The sequence below is a fragment of the Mycobacterium kubicae genome (genome assembly GCF_015689175.1).
Lineage (GTDB): Bacteria > Actinomycetota > Actinomycetes > Mycobacteriales > Mycobacteriaceae > Mycobacterium > Mycobacterium kubicae.
Genome location: NZ_CP065047.1, coordinates 1930700 through 1949933, shown reverse-complemented (window position 1 = coordinate 1949933; position 19234 = coordinate 1930700). Strand labels below are relative to the sequence as shown.

Annotated in this window: 19 protein-coding genes; 5 read left to right on the top strand and 14 right to left on the bottom strand. The window is 67.3% G+C overall.

Translation table 11 applies throughout. The features are described from left to right. Positions 1–35: 35 nt before the first annotated feature. The 5 genes from I2456_RS09275 to dxr form a co-directional block, all read right to left on the bottom strand. Positions 36–1847, bottom strand: a complete 1812-nt coding sequence (locus tag I2456_RS09275; RefSeq protein WP_068025121.1) for a penicillin-binding transpeptidase domain-containing protein — start codon at positions 1845–1847, stop codon at positions 36–38. Between the two features lie 80 nt (positions 1848–1927). Beyond that, a complete protein-coding gene (locus I2456_RS09270; protein ID WP_068025118.1) occupies positions 1928–2782 on the bottom strand; it encodes a GNAT family N-acetyltransferase in 855 nt (284 codons plus the stop codon). A gap of 50 nt (positions 2783–2832) precedes the next feature. Then, on the bottom strand, positions 2833–4005 hold the full coding sequence (ispG, locus tag I2456_RS09265; protein WP_085074473.1) for a flavodoxin-dependent (E)-4-hydroxy-3-methylbut-2-enyl-diphosphate synthase: 1173 nt from the start codon (positions 4003–4005) through the stop codon (positions 2833–2835). A gap of 22 nt (positions 4006–4027) precedes the next feature. Further along, positions 4028–5242, bottom strand: a complete 1215-nt coding sequence (locus tag I2456_RS09260) for a M50 family metallopeptidase (RefSeq protein WP_085074472.1) — start codon at positions 5240–5242, stop codon at positions 4028–4030. 8 nt (positions 5243–5250) lie between these two features. Further along, positions 5251–6438: a 1-deoxy-D-xylulose-5-phosphate reductoisomerase gene (dxr, locus tag I2456_RS09255; RefSeq protein WP_085074471.1), complete on the bottom strand. Its 1188-nt coding sequence runs from the start codon at positions 6436–6438 to the stop codon at positions 5251–5253. 226 nt (positions 6439–6664) lie between these two features. Here dxr and I2456_RS09250 point away from each other — a divergent pair, with 226 nt between their 5' ends. The 3 genes from I2456_RS09250 (at position 6665) to I2456_RS09240 (ending at position 9406) form a co-directional block, all read left to right on the top strand. Then, complete coding sequence (locus tag I2456_RS09250) at positions 6665–8392, top strand: cytochrome c biogenesis protein DipZ (protein WP_085074470.1); 1728 nt, start codon at positions 6665–6667, stop codon at positions 8390–8392. A gap of 96 nt (positions 8393–8488) precedes the next feature. Then, on the top strand, positions 8489–9070 hold the full coding sequence (locus tag I2456_RS09245; RefSeq protein ID WP_085074469.1) for a fasciclin domain-containing protein: 582 nt from the start codon (positions 8489–8491) through the stop codon (positions 9068–9070). Between the two features lie 81 nt (positions 9071–9151). Beyond that, positions 9152–9406 (top strand): DUF2631 domain-containing protein, encoded by a 255-nt coding sequence (locus tag I2456_RS09240; RefSeq protein ID WP_068025738.1) that lies wholly within the window; start codon positions 9152–9154, stop codon positions 9404–9406. Between the two features lie 171 nt (positions 9407–9577). Here I2456_RS09240 and I2456_RS09235 read toward each other — a convergent pair whose 3' ends face one another. The 7 genes from I2456_RS09235 to I2456_RS09205 all read right to left on the bottom strand — a co-directional run bounded on the left by I2456_RS09235 (position 9578) and on the right by I2456_RS09205 (position 16059). Next, positions 9578–10432, bottom strand: a complete 855-nt coding sequence (locus I2456_RS09235; RefSeq protein ID WP_085074468.1) for a cytochrome c biogenesis CcdA family protein — start codon at positions 10430–10432, stop codon at positions 9578–9580. Continuing rightward, positions 10429–10923 carry a disulfide bond-forming protein DsbE gene (gene dsbE, locus I2456_RS09230; protein WP_068025098.1) on the bottom strand — a complete coding sequence of 165 codons (495 nt, stop codon included), beginning with the start codon at positions 10921–10923 and terminating at the stop codon, positions 10429–10431. The genes I2456_RS09235 and dsbE overlap by 4 nt, the downstream gene beginning before the upstream one ends. A 71-nt stretch (positions 10924–10994) precedes the next feature. Then, positions 10995–12089, bottom strand: coding sequence for a dual-specificity RNA methyltransferase RlmN (gene rlmN / locus I2456_RS09225; RefSeq protein WP_085074467.1), 1095 nt, complete (start codon positions 12087–12089; stop codon positions 10995–10997). A 34-nt stretch (positions 12090–12123) separates the two neighbouring features. Next, positions 12124–13035 (bottom strand): phosphatidate cytidylyltransferase, encoded by a 912-nt coding sequence (locus I2456_RS09220; protein ID WP_068025092.1) that lies wholly within the window; start codon positions 13033–13035, stop codon positions 12124–12126. Between the two features lie 23 nt (positions 13036–13058). Then, complete coding sequence (gene frr / locus I2456_RS09215; protein WP_068025089.1) at positions 13059–13616, bottom strand: ribosome recycling factor; 558 nt, start codon at positions 13614–13616, stop codon at positions 13059–13061. A gap of 11 nt (positions 13617–13627) precedes the next feature. Next, the gene (gene pyrH, locus I2456_RS09210; protein ID WP_068025086.1) at positions 13628–14425 is read right to left on the bottom strand and encodes a UMP kinase; all 798 of its coding nucleotides are present in this window, start codon (positions 14423–14425) and stop codon (positions 13628–13630) included. 143 nt (positions 14426–14568) lie between these two features. Beyond that, the gene (locus I2456_RS09205) at positions 14569–16059 is read right to left on the bottom strand and encodes an FAD-dependent oxidoreductase (protein ID WP_068025083.1); all 1491 of its coding nucleotides are present in this window, start codon (positions 16057–16059) and stop codon (positions 14569–14571) included. Between the two features lie 252 nt (positions 16060–16311). Here I2456_RS09205 and mbp1 point away from each other — a divergent pair, with 252 nt between their 5' ends. Continuing rightward, positions 16312–16551 (top strand): microaggregate-binding protein 1, encoded by a 240-nt coding sequence (mbp1, locus tag I2456_RS09200; protein ID WP_068025080.1) that lies wholly within the window; start codon positions 16312–16314, stop codon positions 16549–16551. 213 nt (positions 16552–16764) lie between these two features. Then, positions 16765–17499, top strand: coding sequence for a winged helix-turn-helix domain-containing protein (locus tag I2456_RS09195; protein ID WP_068025077.1), 735 nt, complete (start codon positions 16765–16767; stop codon positions 17497–17499). 7 nt (positions 17500–17506) lie between these two features. On the opposite strand, the gene I2456_RS09190 is transcribed toward I2456_RS09195, so the two are convergent. After that, on the bottom strand, positions 17507–18475 hold the full coding sequence (locus I2456_RS09190; protein WP_371869931.1) for a lysophospholipid acyltransferase family protein: 969 nt from the start codon (positions 18473–18475) through the stop codon (positions 17507–17509). Positions 18476–18583: 108 nt separating this feature from the next. Beyond that, entirely contained in the window at positions 18584–19060 is a 477-nt protein-coding gene (locus tag I2456_RS09185) for an MPT63 family protein (protein ID WP_068025071.1), read from the bottom strand. Between the last annotated feature and the right edge of the window lie 174 nt (positions 19061–19234).

The window sequence follows — 19234 nt, the reverse complement described above, 5'->3', positions numbered from 1 at the left end:
GCCCGCGCGGCGGCGAAACGCGGCGGAATTCGCCGCTAGGCCAGGTAGCCCGGCGGCAGCGATTCCAGCATGACTTTGGTCATCCGCACCGCGTATTCCGAGCTGCCGCCCCCGACGATCAGTGCCGCGAACGCCAGGTCGCCCCGGTAACCGGCGAACCAGGAGTGCGATCCGCCCGGGAACTCGGCTTCCCCGGTCTTGCCGAACACCTCGCCGCAGCCGGCGATGTCCTTGGCGGTCCCGTTGGTCACCACCAGTCGCATCATCGGCCGCAGCGCGTCCACCATCTTCGGGCTGATCGGCGTGTTGTCGCCGTCGACAGACGTCGGGCGACCGGCGATCAGCTGCGGAACCGGGGTCTTACCCGCCGCGACGGTGGCCGCGACCAGCGCCATGCCGAACGGGCTGGCCAACACCCGGCCCTGCCCGAAGCCGTCCTCGGTCCGCTCGGTCAAGTCGACCGTGGGCGGCACCGATCCGGTCACCGTGGTGATGCCGTCGACCTGGAAGTCCAGGCCGATCCCGTAGCGGGTGGCCGCCTGCGTCAGGCCGCGGGGCGGCAACTTGCTGCTCAACTCCGCGAACGTGGTGTTGCAGGAGCTGGCGAAGGCCCGGGACAGCGGCACCACGCCCAGGTCGAAGCCGCCGTAATTGGGGATGCTGCGGTGGCCGATGTCCAGGTGGCCGGGGCAGCCGAGCATCGTGTTGGGGGTGGCCATGTCGCGGTCGACGGCCGCGCCGGCGGTGACCATCTTGAAGGTCGAACCGGGCGGATAGAGGCCCGTGGTGGCCAGCAGCCCTTCGGCGTCCGCGCCGGCGTTCTGCGCGATCGCCAGAATCTCGCCGGTCGACGGTTTGATCGCGACCAGCATCGCCTTGCCGCCCCGGGTGTCCACGGCGTGCTGGGCGGCGTTCTGTACCGCCCGGTCCAACGTGATCGACACCGAGGGTGCCGGCGCGCCTGCGACTTCGTGCAACACGGCGACGTCGACGTTGTTCTGGTTCACGCTGACCACCCGCCAGCCGGCCTGGCCGTCGAGTTGGTCGACCACGGCCTTCTTCACCTGGCTCACCACCGCGGGCGCGAAGTGCGGATCGGTGGGCAGCAGCTCGGGCTGCTGGGTGATCACCACGCCGTGCAAGTTGCCGATCGCCGGGAAGACCTTGTTGCTGTCGTCGGGAAGCAGCGTGACCAGATCGACCGGTTTGGTGGCAGAGCTGGCCATTTCGGCGAGCAGTTGTGGGTCGTTGAGGGTGTCGTTGAACGGATGCAGGGCCTCCACGACCGCATGCGCTGTCGCGCTCAGGTCCGGACCGGCCGCGGCGGCGTCCAGCATGTAGTGATACAGGAACCCCGGCGCCAGCACGTCGCTGCCGCCCAGTTCGTTGACCGAGGCGCGCGGCGGCGGGTCGGACCGCAAGGCGAACGTCTGATGCTCGCCGAGCTTGGGGTGCAGTCCGGTGGTGGTCCAGCGAACCTGCCAGCGCCCCTCGTCGCGGGCCATCTTCAGCTGGCCGTCGTAACTCCAGCTCCGGTTCTTCGGCAGGTGCCAGGTGAACCGGTAGGCCACCGTGCCGACGTCCTCGGCGTACTTGGCGCTGAGCAGTTGGGCGTCCAAATGAGTGGCTTGCAGACCCGCCCACGCCGCGTTCAACGCCACGCGCGCCTCGTTGGCGTCGTCGGTCACCTGGGCGGCCGTAGCGGTGTCCCCGACCGACAGCGCTTTGAAGAACTTCTCCGCGGCCGGACCCGGGCCCTCGGGGCGGGGCGTGCAGCCCGGCACCGCGACCACCGCCACCGACAGCAAACACATCGCCGCTGAAACCAATGTTGTTCGAGTTACCATCGGTGCTGATGTTAGAGCTGTGACGGCCGCAGCGGCGCCGACACACCGAGATGGAACCGTTATGCGCGCGCCGGGCAGCGCTAGTCGAGCAGGACCGTGGCGAAGGTGCCGACTTCTTTGAAGCCGACGCGGGCGTACGCGGCGCGGGCCACGGTGTTGAAGTTGTTGACGTAAAGGCTGGCGATGCGTCCGCTGCCGACGATCACCGCGGCCAGGGTGGCGGTGCCGGCGGTGCCCAGTCCCAGCCCGCGCCACTCGGGATGCACCCACACCCCCTGGATCTGGCCTACCGACGGCGACTGCGAACCCACCTCGGCTTTGAAGACCACCTGGCCGTGTTCGAAGCGCGCCCAGGCGCGTCCGGCCGCGATCAGGCTGGCCACTCGGCGGCGGTAACCCCGCCCGCCGTCGCCCATGCGCGGGTCGACGCCCACTTCGCCGATGAACATGTCCACCGCGGCCACCAGATAGGCGTCCAACTCCTCGGGCCGCACCTGGCGCACGCCGGTGTCGAGCACACAGTTGGGATGGGTGTCGATCGCCATCAACGGCTGGTCGGCACGCACGTCGCGGGCCGGGCCCCAGGCGCGCTCGAGGCGCTGCCACATCGGCAGCACCAGGTCGGCCCGGCCGACCAGCGACGAGCAGCGGCGCGTGGTGCTCATCGCCTCGTCGGCGAAGGCGTTCAGATCGGCGGGCCCGCCGCGCAGCGGGATCAAGTTGGCACCGGCAAAGCACAGCGACTCGTCCGGGTGACGCCGCGTCCACAGTTCTCCGCCAATGGAATTCGGCTCGACCCCGTAATCGGCCACCCGCGCGGCGACCATGCAGGACTCGACCGGGTTCTCGCCGAGCACCCGCCACACGGCGGCGGCGTCACGCACCACGTTCACCCGTCGCTCGCCGACAAGGCGCATGAGGGGCGGAGCCGACATCCAATCAACTCTCTGTGATGCGAAGTGGCGGCCGGTGAGATTGGCCACTATCAGCTTACGGTCACAATAGGCGAACCGCTTGCCGTCGCGCCCGGATCTCCTCCGGTTTCTGTCTCCAACTCCGAAGCGATCCGCATCGCCTCTTCGATCAGCGTCTCCACGATCTGGGCTTCGGGCACGGTCTTGATCACCTCGCCGCGCACGAAGATCTGGCCCTTGCCGTTGCCGGAGGCCACACCCAGGTCGGCCTCGCGCGCTTCGCCCGGGCCGTTGACGACGCAGCCCATCACCGCCACCCGCAACGGCACCTCGAGGCCGTCCAGGCCGGCGCTCACCTCGTTGGCCAGCGTGTAGACGTCGACTTGGGCGCGACCGCACGACGGGCAGGACACGATCTCGAGCGACCGCGGCCGCAGGTTCAGCGATTCCAGGATCTGGTTGCCGACCTTGACCTCCTCGACTGGCGGCGCCGACAACGACACCCGGATGGTGTCGCCGATGCCCTTGGACAGCAGGGCGCCAAAGGCCACCGCGGACTTGATGGTGCCCTGGAACGCCGGACCCGCCTCGGTGACGCCGAGGTGCAGCGGATAGTCGCAATGGGCGGCCAGCTGTTCGTAGGCGGCGACCATGACCACCGGGTCGTTGTGCTTGACGCTGATCTTGATGTCGCCGAAGCCATGCTCTTCGAACAGTGAGGCTTCCCAGAGCGCCGACTCGACCAGCGCCTCGGGGGTGGCCTTGCCGTACTTCTGCATGAACCGCTTGTCCAGCGACCCGGCGTTGACGCCGATACGGATCGGGATGCCGGCCGCGGCGGCCGCCTTGGCGACCTCACCGACCCGGCCGTCGAATTCCTTGATGTTGCCGGGGTTGACCCGCACGGCCGCACAACCGGCGTCGATCGCGGCGAAGATGTACTTCGGCTGGAAGTGGATGTCGGCGATCACCGGGATCTTGCTTTTCTTGGCGATCGCCGGCAGCGCGTCGGCGTCCTCCTGGCGGGGACAGGCCACCCGGACGATGTCGCAGCCCGCCGTGGTCAATTCGGCGATCTGCTGCAAGGTGGCGTTGACGTCGTGCGTCTTGGTGGTGCACATCGACTGCACCGAAATCGGGTAGTCGCTGCCGACCCCGACGTCGCGCACCATCAGCTGACGGGTGGTGCGCCGGGGGGCAAGCGTGGGCGGCGGCGGCTGCGGCATGCCCAGGCCAGTGGTCACAGTGGACCTTTCTTCCCGGCCCTTACTGGAAGAGCCTGATCGGGTTGACCAAGTCGGCGGTGACGGTCAACAGCATGTAGCCGACGACGAAGACGAGGACGACGTAGGTCGCCGGCATGAGCTTGAGGTAGTTCACCGGCGCCGCGGCGACCTTGCCGCGGGCCGACCGGATGGTGTTGCGGATCTTCTCGTACACCGCGACGGCGATGTGACCGCCGTCGAACGGCAACAACGGCAGCAGGTTGATCGCCCCCAGGATGAGATTGAGCTGCGCCAGGAAGAACCAGAACGCCACCCACAGCCCGTGGTCGACGGTGTCACCACCGATGATGCTGGCTCCCACAACGCTGATCGGGGTCTGCGGGTCGCGCTCCCCCCCGCCGATGGCGTGCACCAGGGCGCCGACCTTGGTCGGGATGGTGACCAGCGCCTTGCCCACCTCGACGGTCAGGTCGCCGGCGAACGCCAGCGTGCCGGGTATGGCCGAGAACACCCCGTATTGCGTGGGCGCATTGCGGGGGGCACCGACGCCGATGGCTCCCACGGTCGCGGGCCGCACCTGCTTGCCCTGCCCGGTGGGCAGCCAGCGTTGCGTCGACTCGACGTTGACGTTGGTGGTGACGGTGGTCCCGTTGCGGTCGACGACGACCGGGATGACGCCGTGCATCTTGCGCACCGCCGCGGCCATCTCGTCGAAGCTGGACACCGGGGTGTCACCGACCTTGACGACGACGTCACCGGGCCGGATACCCGCGATCGCCGCCGGACCCGGGCCGTTGCACTTCTCCAACTTGCCCTGCGCGGTTTCGGTTGCCACACAACCGGTTTCACCGACCACGGCCTTGGTCGACGGGTGCAGGTTCGGCAGGCCCCAGATGACCGCGATGGCGTAGATCAACACCAGGCAGATGACGAAGTTCATGCCGGGGCCGGCGAACAACACCGCCACGCGCTTCCAGGTGGCCTGCTTGTACATCGCGCGGTCGCGCTCGTCGGGCTCGAGGTCTTCGACCGGTGTCATGCCGGCGATGTCACAGAAGCCCCCGGCCGGGATGGCCTTGACCCCGTATTCGGTTTCCCCGCGGCGGGTGGACCACAGTGTGGGACCGAACCCGACGAAGTAGCGCCGCACCTTCATGCCGGTGGCGCGCGCGGCCCACATGTGGCCGCACTCGTGCAGGGCGACCGAGAAGAGGATGGCCAGCGCGAACAGCACTATGCCGGTAACGAACATCATCGGGTGCGTTACGACCTTTCTAAAGCCATGCCGGAAACTTTCACTGGGCTTGCTGCGATCGCGCGTTGCGCTCGCTCGCGGGCCCAACGCTGCGCGTCAAGTACGTCATCCACGGTAGCGGGTGAAGCGGCCCATTGGTCGGCCCCGCGCAGCACGTCGGCGATTGTCGCGACGATGGACGAGAAAGCGATCCGGCCGGTCAGGAACGCTTCGGCCGCCTCCTCGTTGGCGGCGTTGTAGACCGCGGTCATGCAGCCACCGATCTCCCCGGCCTGACGCGCCAACTCCACGGCGGGGAAAACCGCACTGTCCAGCGGCTCGAACTCCCAGCTGGAAGCGGTGCTGAAGTCGCAGCTCAGGGCCGCTCCGGCGACCCGGTGGGGCCAGCCCAACGCCAATGAGATCGGCAGCTTCATGTCCGGTGGGCTGGCTTGGGCGATCGTCGAGCCATCGATGAACGTGACCATCGAGTGAACGATCGACTGCGGGTGTACGACGACCTCGATGCGCTCATAGGCAATGCCGAACAGCAGGTGGGTTTCGATGAGCTCGAGGCCCTTGTTGACCAGCGACGCCGAATTCAGGGTGTTCATCGGCCCCATGGACCAGGTGGGATGCGCGCCGGCCTGCTCCGGGGTGACATCGGCGAGTTGAGCGGCCGACCAGCCCCGGAACGGCCCGCCCGAAGCGGTGAGCACCAGCTTGGCGACTTCCTCGGGGGTGCCGCCGCGCAGGCATTGCGCCAGCGCGGAGTGTTCGGAGTCCACCGGCACGATCTGGCCGGGCTGCGCGGCCCGCAACACCAGCGGACCGCCGGCCACCAGCGACTCCTTGTTCGCCAGCGCCAGCCGGGCCCCGGAGGCCAGCGCGGCCAGGGTCGGACGTAGCCCCAGCGCCCCGACCAGCGCGTTGAGCACCACGTCGGCCTCGGTTTCCTCGACCAGCCGGGTCGCGGCGTCGGGTCCGCGGTAGGGAATGTCTCCGGCCACCTCGGCGGCATGATCGTCGGCGACGGCGATGTTGGTCACGCCGGTTTCGGCGCGCTGGCGCAACAGGGTGTCCAACTGCCGGCCCCCGGCGGCCAGCCCCACCACCTCGAAGCGGTCCGGATTGGCGGCGATGACTTCCAGCGCTTGGGTGCCGATGGAACCGGTGCTGCCCAGCACCAGCACCCGCAGACGGCCATCGGTAGTCACTCACCCATTGTGCCGCTTTCCCACGTCACAATTTCCGGCCCGTCCGGGACGGCTGCGGCTCCGAATCACTTCTGGTGTGTGCCGCGGGCCCATCGCCAATCGACAGCGTGGCGGCTCGTGCGGGACACTGAGGCTATCTCTCCTACGGCAAGGTAGCCCGGGCCGGCGGGCTACCTTGCCATTTCTTTTTGAACCAGCCCGCGGACAGGACCGTATCGAAGGAGACATGTTTACCCTCGCGTTGATCGGGTTCCTCGGCGGCCTCATCACCGGCATATCGCCGTGCATCCTGCCGGTGCTTCCGGTGATCTTCTTCTCCGGCGCGCAAACCTCAACGGGTATCGGTTCCGAACCGGCCGAGGGCGCCGTAGCGGTCCAGGCCCCGCCGGAAGCGAAGGCGCGGCCCTACCGGGTGATCGGTGGACTGGTGCTCAGCTTCAGCCTCGTCACACTGCTGGGTTCGGCATTACTTTCCGCACTGCACCTGCCACAGGACGCGCTGCGCTGGGTGGCGCTGGTCGCGCTGGTGGCGATCGGTGCGGGACTCATCTTCCCGCGCGTTGAGCAACTGCTGGAAAAGCCGTTCTCCCGTATACCGCAACTGCGAATCGCCAATCGCGGCAACGGTTTCGGGCTCGGCTTGGCGTTGGGCGTGCTGTATGTGCCGTGTGCCGGTCCGGTGCTGACAGCGATCGTCGTGGCCGGCGCCACCGCATCCATCAGCCTGGGCATCGTCGTGCTGACCGCGGCGTTCGCTCTCGGCACGGCGATACCGTTGCTGTTCTTCGCGCTGGCCGGTCAGCGTCTGGCCCAGCGGCTGAGCGCCTTTCGCCGTCGTCAGCGCGAAATCCGCATCGGCGCGGGCATAGTGACGATCCTGCTGGCGGTGGCGCTGGTGCTGGACGTACCGGCGGCGCTGCAGCGCGCCATCCCCGACTACACCGCGCCACTGCAGGAAAAGATCGGCGGAGCTGACCTCAACCAACTCAACACCGGCGGCAGCACCGGCGTGAATCCGCTGTTGTCGCTGTGCAGCGGCGGGGGCGAACAGCTGCAGAACTGTGGTCGCGCACCCGATGTCAAAGGCATCACCGGATGGTTCAATACGCCCGGTGATCAGCCGATCGCGCTGAACTCGTTGCGCGGCAAGGTCGTTCTGGTCGACTTCTGGGCGTACTCCTGCATCAACTGCCAGCGGGCCATCCCGCACGTGGCCGGTTGGTATCGGGCTTACCACGACAGCGGCCTGGAAGTCATCGGCGTGCACACGCCCGAGTACGCGTTCGAAAAGGTACCGGCCAACGTGGTCAAAGGCGCACAGGACTTGGGCATCACCTATCCGGTTGCGCTGGACAACAACTACTCCACGTGGACGAACTACAACAACATGTACTGGCCCGCGGAGTACCTGATCGACGCCAACGGGACAGTGCGTCACGTCAAGTTCGGCGAAGGCGATTACGACGTCACCGAACGGCTCATCCGGCAACTTCTTTCCGAAGCCAACCACGACGTCCGCCTCCCGGCGCCCGTCAACGCGCCAGACCGCACCCCGCACGCCATCCAAACGGCCGAGACGTATCTCGCCGTCGGCAAGATCGTCAACTACGGCGGTGGTGGTCATTACGACGAGGGAACGGCCACCTTCGGCTACCCGCCGACCCAGGCACCCGACACCTACGCCTTGACCGGGGTCTGGACGCTGGACCACGAGGGCGCCACCGCCGGCAGCGATGACTCGGGCATCAAACTCAACTACCACGCCAAGGACGTCTTCATCGTCGTCGGCGGGACCGGCACGCTGACCGTCACGCGAGACGGCAAGACCATCACCATGCCGATCAGTGGCCCACCGACGGCACGTCAGATCGTGGCCGACCCGCAGCAGGGGCAGGGCACGCTGGAAGTCCGGCCCAGCAAAGGGCTGCAGGTGTTCTCGTTCACCTACGGCTGACACCCATCCGAACGTCCCGTTGCTCCGAACAACTCATGTCGGGGGTCCACCGAGCCGGCACACCCGGCTCGACACTAACCGAAGGAGCGAACGGTAATGAAAGCTCAAACCAAAACTGCAGCAACGGGTTTCGCTGCGGCCACCCTCGTCGCACTGGCGGTGTCCGCATCCCCAACCGCGTCGGCGGGTGACCTGGTCGGCCCGGGATGCGCGGACTACGCCGCGGCGAACCCGTCTGGCCCGGCCTCGGTCCAGGGCATGTCGCAGGTTCCCGTGGTGGAGGCGGCTTCCAACAACCCGCAGTTGACGACGCTGACGTCGGCACTGTCGGGCCAGCTCAACCCGCAGGTCAACCTGGTCGACACCCTCAACGGCGGCCAGTTCACGGTGTTCGCACCCACCGACGCGGCGTTCGGCAAGCTGCCGGCCTCGACGATCGACCAGCTCAAGACCGACTCCAACATGTTGACCAGGATCTTGACCTACCACGTCGTGCCGGGGCAGGCCTCTCCGGCCAAGGTGGTCGGAACTCACAAGACCCTGCAGGGCGGCAGCGTGACGGTCACCGGACAGGGCAACAACTTGCGGGTCAACAACGCCAGCGTCGTGTGCGGCGGAGTCTCGACGCTCAATGCGACGGTGTACATGATCGACACCGTGCTGATGCCGCCGTCGTAACGATCCGGCCGGCGGGCGGTCGACGGGCGATATGCCAGAATGAGGGCAGCGTCAGTCCGCAGTTCGACCGAAGGGATCGCCGTGGCCAGTACTGAGGTGGAGCACTACACCGGCGTCGACATTGCCGAGGTGCCGTCCGCACAGTGGGGGTGGAGCAGGATCAACCACCGCACCTGGCACATCACTGGTTTGGTCATCTTCGGTTTCCTGCTGGCCATGCTGCGCGGTAACCACGTCGGCCATGTGGAGGACTGGTTTCTGATCGGATTCGCCGCGCTGGTGCTGGTGGTTCTGGTCCGTGACCTGTGGGGCCGCCGGCGCGGCTGGATCAGGTAACCACTGCTGTCACACCGGCCACTTCGCCCCCTGGCGAAAAGCATGTCCGATTTGCCCGCCTCACAGCGACACATCGGGCGTTGATCGCCGTTGTCGCGCTGAGGCGGGCAAATGGCATGCCCGTCAGCCGAGGGGCTGGTGACACCGATGGGACGTCGGAGCATTCCCGGATCACCGTTGCGCCCGCCGTGCCAATGCCGCGGCGAGCACCCCGACCAGCGCCAGCGCCACCAGCCACGGCCCTGCGCCGTGCTGGTGCACCCAGCCGGCCAGCGCGCCCTGCAGCCGACCGGCTCCGCTGATCACCCCGTCTCGGGGATCGGCAGCGGCGCCCAGTAGCCGCACCTCATAACAGCCGTAGTAACTCACGTACAGCCCGACCAGCACCAACACGGCACCGCTGATCCGGTTGAGGTAGGGCAACATGCGGCGCGCCCGGTCGATCACCGCGGAGCTGGCCGTGGCCGTGGCCACGGCCAGAACGCCCACGACCAAGGTCAGACCGGCCACGTACGCCAGGTATATCCCGACGCTGCGCAGCACCGAGCCTGCTCGCAAGCCGGCCCCGGTGACCGCCAGAAACGGCCCGACCGTGCAGGACAGCGAGGCCAGCGCGTAGCTGATCCCGTAGGCATACATCGAGCCCAGCCCGGCGGTCGGAGCCCACCGGGCGCCGAGGCCTCGGGGCGTCGGCGCCGTCAGCTCCCGACCCGAGAGCAGCCAGATTCCCAGCACCACAAGCACCACCCCGATCAGCACCGTCGCGTAGGGCAGATACCGCTGCACCGCCGCGGCGGCGGAGAGGGTCAGCGCGCCGAATGCGCCGAAGACGGTCAAAAAACCCAACGCCATGCCGACCGTCGCTGCCACGGCGCGCCCCGCCGCGGTGAGCGTGCTCTGCCGGTGAGCGGACTGCTGGCCGCCCACCACCAGCACCAGATAGGCGGGCAACATGGCGAACCCGCATGGGTTCAGCGCGGCGACCAGTCCGGCGGCGAAGGCCAAACCCAGCAGGGCATCGTTCACTGCGTCAGCGCGGCTACCCGGCCGGACAACTCCTGCTGCGACATGGCCGCGCTGGGGTTGTTGACGAACGTCGAGGAGCCGTCGGCGCGATAGAAAACCCACGCCGGCTGCCAGGGGACGTTGTAGCGCGCCCAGATGGCGCCGTCGGCGTCGTTGAGATTGGTGAAGTTCAGCCCGTACTTGGCGACGAAGTTCTGCATCGCCGCGACGTCGGAGTGGGCCGCGACGCCGACGAAGCTGACCGCCGGATTGGCGGCGGCCACCTGACTCAAGCCCGGCGCTTCGGAGTTGCAGAACGGGCACCACGGCGTCCAGAACCACAGCACCGCCGGTTTGCCCTGCAGGCTGGCGCCGTTGAAGGGTGCCCCGCTCAGCGTGGTCGCGGTGAACTGCAGACGCTCATCGGCGGCTGTCGCCCGCGGTGGCGTTGTCAGGGCGACCAACAGCACAACCGCGGCAACGGCAGCGAGAAGGGATCGGCGAAGGCTCATGGCGGGACCTCATTTGCTGGTGTTATGCCTTCATCACGAAGTACCCCGGTTGACGGTTCAGTACCGCACCGCTAGTTGCCTTCGGCGGCCAACTGCCCGCACGCGGCGCTGATCTCGCGCCCGCGCGTGTCCCGCACCGTGCAGGACACCCCTTGCGCGCGAACACGTTTGACGAACTCCCGCTCGACGGGCTTGGGGCTGGCATCCCAATCGCTGCCCGGGGTCGGGTTGAGCGGAATGAGGTTGACGTGCACCAGCGGACCCAGCGCCCGGTGCAGCCGCTTACCCAACAGGTCGGCGCGCCAGGGTTGGTCGTTGACCGCACGGATCAGCGCGTACTCCACCGATACCCGGCGACCGGTCACCTCGGCGTAATACCGAGCGGCGTCGAGGGCCTCGGTGACCTTCCACCGGTTGTTGACCGGCACCAGCGTGTCGCGCAGTTCGTCGTCGGGCGCGTGCAACGACAGCGCCAGCGTCACCCCGAGCCGTTCGTCGGCGAGCTTGCGAATCGCCGGCGCCAGGCCCACGGTCGACACCGTGACCGAACGCGCCGAGATTCCGAAACCCGACGGCGGCGCCTCGGTGATGCGCCGCACCGCGGCCACCACGCGGGCGTAGTTGGCCAGCGGCTCCCCCATGCCCATGAAGACCACGTTGGACAAGCGATCGTGGAAATCGTCGCGCAGCGCCGCGGCGGCCGCACGCACCTGCTCGACGATCTCGGCGGTGGACAGGTTGCGCAGCAAGCCGCCCTGTCCGGTGGCGCAGAAGGGGCAGGCCATGCCGCAGCCGGCCTGCGAGGAGATGCACACCGTGTTGCGCTGCGGGTAGCGCATCAGCACCGACTCGATCGTGGCGCCGTCGACGGCGCGCCACAACGTCTTTCGCGTCTGGCCGGCGTCACACGTGACGTCCCGGGTGGCCGTCAACAGGGTGGGAAACATCGTCTGGGCGATCTGCTCGCGCACAGCCGCCGGAAGGTCGGTCATCTGCTGCGGGTCGGCGATCAGCCGGCCGTAGTACTGGTGCGCGAGTTGCTTGGCACGAAACGCGGGCAGGCCGAGCTCGGTGACCGCCGCAGCGCGGCCCGCGGCATCCAGATCGGCCAGGTGCCGCGGGGGTTTGCCGCGGGTGGGAACCTCGAACATCAAATTTGCGACCATGACATGTCCAGTATCCCCGCAATCGGGGGCAGGCCTACGGCAACAGGGTCAGCACCGTCCACGCCGCCACCGCCGAGGGCAAGATGCCGTCGAGGCGATCCATCAACCCCCCATGCCCGGGTAACAGCCGGCCCATGTCCTTGATCCCGAGGTCACGCTTGACCTGGGACTCCATCAGGTCCCCCAGCGTGGTGGTCAGCACGAAGAGCAGACCGAGCAGCGCGCCGACCCACGGCGGCTGGTGGGCGAGGAACGTCGCGGACAGGATGGTGGCGGTGATGCCGCAAACCAGCGAACCGCCGAAGCCCTCCCAGGACTTCTTCGGGCTGATCTTGGGGACCATCGGGTGCTTGCCGAACAGGACGCCCACCGTGTAGCCACCGACGTCGGAGGAGATGACGGCGATCATCATGCAGAACACCCACGCCGCGCCTTCCTGCGGATAGACCAGCATCGCGGCGAAGGTGCCGAACAGCGGCACCCACACGGCCAGGAACACCGTCGCGGACACGTCGCGCAGATAGTTCGTGGACGATGCCGAGCCGTCGTCGTGCTCGCGCCGTTCATCCTGCATGAACAGCCGCCAGATCATGCAGACCACGACCATGCCGCCGAACCCGGCGAGCGCGCCGACGGCCCGATACGGCCAGGTCAGCCAGACGGTGAACTGCCCGCCGACCAGCAGCGGAATGACGGGGATCAGATAACCGGCTTCCCGCAACCGGCGGACCACCTCGTGACTGGCCACCAGGATGGCTCCGGCGCACAGCGCGACCCAGAACCGCGGCGCATAGAGCAGGGTGACGACCAGCACCGCCCCGATGCCGATCCCGACGGCGAATGCCGCCCGCAGGTCACGTCCGGCCCGCGACGTCTTCTTGGCCTGCTGCTGCGATGAATCGACCGGCTCGTCGGGAGTGCCGGCGCCGGCGTCAGTGGTGGCCATCGGACGTGGTTGCTGAGCGGTCGTCAGACCTCCAGCAGCTCGCCTTCTTTGTGTTTGACCAGGTCGTCGATCTGCGTCACGTACTGCTGGGTGGTTTTGTCCAGGTCCTTCTCGGCCCGGCCCACCTCGTCCTCGCCGGCCTCGCCGTCCTTGCGGATGCGGTGCAGCTCCTCCATCGCCTTGCGCCGGATGTTGCGCACCGAGACCTTGGCGTCTTCGCCCTTGCTCTTGGCTTGTTTGACCAGCTCGCGACGGCGTTCCTCGGTCAGCTGCGGCACCGCGACGCGGATGAGGGTGCCGTCGTTGGTGGGGTTGACGCCGAGGTCGGAATTGCGGATGGCGGTTTCGATGGCGTGCAGCTGACTGGCCTCGTAGGGCTTGATGACGACCAGGCGCGCCTCGGGAACGTTGATGCTGGCGAGCTGGGTGATCGGGGTGTGGGTGCCGTAGTAGTCGATGACGATCCGCGAGAACATGCTGGGGTTGGCCCGGCCGGTGCGGATGGTGGACAGGTCGTCACGGGCCACCGACACGGCCTTCTCCATCTTCTCTTCGGCGTCGAAGAGTGCCTCGTCAATCATTGCGCCGCTCCTTAAGTGGTGACCAGCGTTCCGATTTTCTCACCAGAGACCGCGCGGGCGATATTGCCGTCGATCAGCAGGTTGAACACCAGAATCGGCATGCCATTGTCCATACACAGGCTGAAGGCGGTGGCATCGGCTACTTGTAATCCCCGATCCAGCACTTCACGGTGGCTGATCGCGGTGAGCAGTTCGGCGTCGGGGTGCTTGCGCGGGTCGGCGGTGAACACCCCGTCGACGGCCTTGGCCATCAACACCACGTCGGCGTCGATCTCCAGCGCCCGCTGCGCGGCCGTGGTGTCGGTGGAGAAGTACGGCAGGCCCATGCCGGCGCCGAAGATCACCACTCGCCCCTTCTCCAGATGACGCACCGCGCGTAGCGGCAGGTACGGCTCGGCGACCTGACCCATGGTGATGGCGGTCTGCACCCGGGTGACGATGCCTTCCTTCTCCAGGAAGTCTTGCAACGCAAGGCTGTTCATGACGGTGCCGAGCATGCCCATGTAGTCCGATCGGGTGCGCTCCATGCCGAGTTGCTGCAGTTGCGCGCCCCGGAAGAAGTTGCCGCCGCCGATGACCACGGCAACTTGCACACCGCCGCGGACCACATCGGCGATCTGGCGGGCGACCTGCGACACCACGTCGGGATCCAATCCGACCTGGCCCCCGCCGAACATCTCACCGCCGAGCTTGAGCAGGACGCGGCGATATCTCGACGGTGCGTCAGACCCGGGAGAAGCCACCACGCCGTTGCTGCTCGCCGACTGCGGCTCAGGAGCCGCTACGCCGGCGGTCTCGGATTCCGTCATCAGACTCCTCGCATGGGGCTGTACACATGAAGGATCACCGTCCCGGCAACCAGCCACAACGGCATGTCACATCCTGCCTCATCCGGTTGCTGCCGCGTGTGCCGGGTGGACGACCAAGGCCGTCCCGGGAAGCTTTGCCCCGCCTAGGACGACGCTGACAGCCCATGCACCGCCGGGCCCTCCAACAACGTCCCATCCGGGGCGAACCGCGACCCGTGCAACGGGCATTCCCACGCTTTGGTGGCGTCGTTCCAGTTCACGATGCCGCCCAGATGCGGGCACACCGGCGAGACCCGGTGCTCGACGCCGTCGACCGAGCAGCGCGCCTGCAGGTGCCACGGCGGACCGGTGACCGCACCGTCGGCCCCGGACGGACCGCGCCGGACGATCGGCTCGAGCCAGCCTTTGGCCATGTGATAGCCGACCTCGAGGTTGGCCTGGATAGCGGTGGGAATGCCGGAGACCTCGTGCGGGCTCCAGGCCGAGAACGCGCGGCCCCAGTCCATCCGCCCGCCCAGGATGCGCGCGCTGAGCAACAGGCCGGCCGCTATCCCGTTGGTCATCCCCCACTTCTGGAATCCCGTTGCGACAAGGGTCTTTTCGTCACCGGGCAGGATTGGCCCCACGTAGGGCAGGTGGTCGACCGGTGAGTAGTCCTGGGCCGACCATTGGTGGGTCATCACCGCGCCGGGAAAGTGCTGACGCGTCCATGCCGTCAGCTCCTCGAGCTCGGAGACCGGGCTCTTGCGGCCCACCACGTGGCTGGCGCCACCGATGACCAGTCGCTCACCGTCGCCATAGGGCGCGTAGCGCACCGACCTGGTGGGCGAGCCTGCCGAGATGAACATCGGGCGGGTGATCTGACCTGGCACTTCGAAGGCCATGCAGTAGGACCTGCTGGGTTTGAGCCTGGCGAAGAATCCGCCTCGGTCGAAGATGGGCATGCCGGTGGCCAAGACGCAGCGTTGCGCGTCGACCTCGGATTCCCCGGTGCCCGACTTCACGGTCAGTCGCACCCGCCCCTGTTGATAGCGCAACTTCTGCACGCGGGCGCCCTCGACCAGGCGGCCGCCACGGTCGGCGAGCTCTTTGATGTAGCTGGCCAACAAATGCATCGAGTTGATCTGCGCTTGCTGGCGCAGCCGCACACCGCCGTGGAATGGGAATGGCACATCGGCGTCGTCCACCCACTCCACCTCCAGGCCCGCCCGGCGGGCGGCGGCCTGCACGGCGCGGGCCGACGGTACTTCCTTGGCGCTTTGTGCATAGAGGTGGTCGTCCTCGCGCTGCACCGGCACGTCGTTGGTTTCGCAATACCGCAGCAGCCAGTCCTGAGCTTCCCGGTTGCCCTGCACATAGTCGCGGGCCAGCCCGGCGCCGTGGCGAGGAACGATCTGACGCAAGGTCGAGCCCTGCAGCAGGCTGACCTTGCCGGTCGTGTTGCCGGTGGTGACCGCCCCCGCGGTGCGGGCTTCCAGGACCAGCACGTCTTTGCCGGCCCTGGCCAGCAGCACCGCCGTGGTCAACCCGGTGATGCCGGCACCGACGATCACCACATCGGCGGACTCGGATTGCTGAAGATGGTTGGTCTGATCCGTGGGCCGTTCGTGATCGGCCAGCCATATCGATGTCATCTAGGTGCAGTTGCCCGGCTCGGCACTACCGAAACGGACGGCCCCGGCTACCCGCGCCGCGACCAGGCTGTGCGGGGGTGCGCAAATCGTTTGCTGGGAGGCCGGGGGGTTCCGATGTTTAGCGGACATGGCCTTTGGGGAATTCGCTGGATCGCGCCGGCTGCGTGACTGGCCGCACGGGCGCGAGATGAGGACGCAGGACGCGATAGGCGCTGAGCGGAGGGCTCAGCGCACGGGTGATCGAGGAGGATCATGTCGGAGACGGACAAGTCCGGGCCAGCTGAGGCGGTCGAGGGAGTTGTTGAGGGCGTCAAGGGCAAGGCGAAGGAAGTCGTCGGGTCGGTGACCGGTCGTGGCGACTTGATCAACGAGGGCGAGGCGCAGCAGGACAAAGCGCAGGCCCAGCGCGACGCGGCGAAGAAAGAGGCTCAGGCAGAGGCAGCGCGCGCCAGCGCCGAGGCGGCCGAACAGCGCCAGAAGTCCAACCAATAGCTTGCGGGGAAGGATGGGTCCGGTCTGTGCGAAACGGACCGGGCCCATCGACTTTTCGCCGTAGCGCATGCGTTTGCGGCGCTCGGCTGCAACGGCGTTTTTCAGAGTTGGAATAATCGGTGTGACCGGGCACCGGTTGGCCGCGCTGGCAACATCTCCGTATGGGGTGATATCCCAGTAGTGGGCACGCCCTCATGAGTTTGGAGATGGCCGTTGGAAGTGTTGCTGCTTACCAATGAAGCCGATTTCGAATCGGCGCTGCCGTCGCTGGAATCGTTTGCCCTGCAGGTGCGCCGCGCGCCGCTGGAAGGACACGACCGGGCCGTATACGACGGCGTCGACGTGGCCGTCATCGATGCGCGCAGCGACCTGGCCACGGCGCGCCGGGTGTGCCGGCAGCTGAACGCCGACGCGCCGGTCATGGCGGTGGTCGCCGTGGTGGCGCCGCGGGACTTCGTGGACATCGACGTCGACTGGCATTTCGACGATCTGCTCTTGACGCCGGCCGGGGCGGCCGAACTGCAGACGCGCTTGCGGCTGGCGATCCGGCGGCGCCGCAGCGCGTTCGCGGGGACGCTGCAATTCGGTGACCTCATCCTGCATCCGGCCAGTTACAGCGTTTCGCTCAACGGCAAGGACCTGGGTCTGACGCTGACCGAGTTCAAATTGCTGAATTTCCTTGTGCAACATGCCGGTCAGGCGTTCAGCCGGACCCGGCTCATGCACGAGGTGTGGGGTTATGACTGCAACGGCCGGGTTCGCACGGTGGACGTCCACGTGCGCCGGCTGCGCGCCAAGCTAGGTAGCGCTCACGAGTCGATGGTCGACACGGTCCGTGGTGTGGGCTACATGGCGGTGACGCCGCCGCAGCCGCGGTGGATCGTCGGTGAGCCGATGCTCAGCCCGATCTGGACGTCGACGCCGACTACCGACCCCGTCGCGCAGTAGCGTTCACTCACCCGAACAGCGGCAGCGCACGTTTGCGGGCCAGCGCATCCATCCCCCGCTGGATGCTGTCTTCGACCTCGCGGTACTTGCTGTCGATGTAGTCCTCGTCGTCGGCGCGTGCCGGGTCGTGATCGATTTCGACCACCGGCATGAACCGTGTTCTGATCTTGGCCGGCAACGGCAACTGCGGCAGGGCCGCCGGCGCGATGCCCCAGGGCAGGGAGATCGCCACCGGAAATACCTTGAGCCGCAACATCTTGTCCAGCCGCAGGGTGCGCGAGAGGCGGTCACCGCGGATGAGCACCGGCATGGCATCGGCCCCGCCGACCGTGGCGATCGGGACGATCGGAACCCCCGCGCGAATCGCCATCTTGACGAATCCCTTGCGCCCGGCGAGGTTGGCCCGGTCGCGTTCCGACCACGGCCGCAACGAGTCCACTTCACCGCCGGGCCACAGTGCCACGTCGCGTCCTTCGGCCAGTGCGGTGGCGATGGCGTCCGGAGCCGCCGGCAACACTCCCATGGACCGGAAGAACCGGCCGATTCCGGGAATCGCCATCAGGGCGTCGTGCGCGGTCCCGTGCAGCGGACGGTCGGGGCCGAATCGGCGCCACCATTGCAGGCCCACGGTCCAGGCGTCCCACACGAACGGGGCACCGGAGTGAATGCCGATCAGCAGCGCCGGCGGTTCGGGGATGTTCTCCCAACCGTCGATCTCCATGCGAAACCAGTAGTCGACCAGAAGATTCCAGAAGAACTTCTGCCGCTGCAGCGACGTTTCGTCTTGACCGTCGAGGTCCCATTGCCCGGCCCGTGAAGCCACCCATCCGCTCAGGCCGCCGTCCTGTTTCTCGCGCTTCTCCTGCATCGACGAGCGAGCACGCTCGGCGTGTTGCTGCGCTTGGTCGAGGACTTCCGGGGGTCTGGGATCAGCGTGTTGTGCCATTTGCGGGGAGTACCCGATGTGCGTGCACAACTCACTCCAAGAATTCGCACACAAACGCAAACCTCCCCGCGTCACCGGTGACGCGGGGAGGTGTGTGCCCAGTCCGACGGCGATTAGGCCGTCGGGCTGTAGCACCGGTTATGCGTTGTTGGTCCAGACGAGAACGTCCTGGACACCGTCGTTGTAGGCCACGCCGTTCGGCGCCTCACCATTGACGTCGAAGTAGACGGTTCCGGTGGACTGGCCACCCTGGGGGATCGGCGCCGGGCTCAGTCCATTGGGTACCGGCACCGTGTTGACGACGTGGTACGTCTGTCCGGTGGCCGTGCGCGCGTTGAACGCCGACACCAGCGGGGTGACCGTGCCGCTATTGGCCACAGCGGTCACCTGTGCCTGCCACAACTGCCCCTGGGGCTGGTAGCCCGGGATCATCGCGGTGCTGGGCTGCAGGTCGCTCACCGTGTAGGCCGTCACGAGCGGGCCATTGGTGATCGGCGCGCTGGTGCCGAACCCCTGAATGCTGGGGTTGGCGATCGCCGGCGCGGCAGTGAATACGGCCGCCGCAATTCCGGCGGCCCCGATAGCCGATTTAACAGCGTGTTTTCCGAATTTCATACTGATTTTCCTCCCATTCAGTCGTTCGCGTTCCTTGCCCAGCGCACATTTCTGTGCGGATTTGGCAGGACGCCCCCCGTCGTGTTCCATAACCGCTTGTCCGCGCCGCCAAACATGGTCGTCGTGCGCGCAGGCACTAAAAAGCGACAAAACTCGCGCCCTGCTAACGGGTGC

Excerpts from the sequence above, each read along its gene's own strand:
- I2456_RS09275 (WP_068025121.1), bottom strand. The coding sequence starts at position 1,847 with ATGGTAACTCGAACAACATTGGTTTCAGCGGCGATGTGTTTGCTGTCG.
- I2456_RS09270 (WP_068025118.1), bottom strand. The coding sequence starts at position 2,782 with ATGTCGGCTCCGCCCCTCATGCGCCTTGTCGGCGAGCGACGGGTGAAC.
- I2456_RS09260 (WP_085074472.1), bottom strand. The coding sequence starts at position 5,242 with ATGATGTTCGTTACCGGCATAGTGCTGTTCGCGCTGGCCATCCTCTTC.
- I2456_RS09250 (WP_085074470.1), top strand. The coding sequence starts at position 6,665 with ATGTTTACCCTCGCGTTGATCGGGTTCCTCGGCGGCCTCATCACCGGC.
- I2456_RS09245 (WP_085074469.1), top strand. The coding sequence starts at position 8,489 with ATGAAAGCTCAAACCAAAACTGCAGCAACGGGTTTCGCTGCGGCCACC.
- dsbE (WP_068025098.1), bottom strand. The coding sequence starts at position 10,923 with ATGAGCCTTCGCCGATCCCTTCTCGCTGCCGTTGCCGCGGTTGTGCTG.
- rlmN (WP_085074467.1), bottom strand. The coding sequence starts at position 12,089 with ATGGTCGCAAATTTGATGTTCGAGGTTCCCACCCGCGGCAAACCCCCG.
- I2456_RS09220 (WP_068025092.1), bottom strand. The coding sequence starts at position 13,035 with ATGGCCACCACTGACGCCGGCGCCGGCACTCCCGACGAGCCGGTCGAT.
- frr (WP_068025089.1), bottom strand. The coding sequence starts at position 13,616 with ATGATTGACGAGGCACTCTTCGACGCCGAAGAGAAGATGGAGAAGGCC.
- pyrH (WP_068025086.1), bottom strand. The coding sequence starts at position 14,425 with ATGACGGAATCCGAGACCGCCGGCGTAGCGGCTCCTGAGCCGCAGTCG.
- I2456_RS09205 (WP_068025083.1), bottom strand. The coding sequence starts at position 16,059 with ATGACATCGATATGGCTGGCCGATCACGAACGGCCCACGGATCAGACC.
- mbp1 (WP_068025080.1), top strand. The coding sequence starts at position 16,312 with ATGTCGGAGACGGACAAGTCCGGGCCAGCTGAGGCGGTCGAGGGAGTT.
- I2456_RS09185 (WP_068025071.1), bottom strand. The coding sequence starts at position 19,060 with ATGAAATTCGGAAAACACGCTGTTAAATCGGCTATCGGGGCCGCCGGA.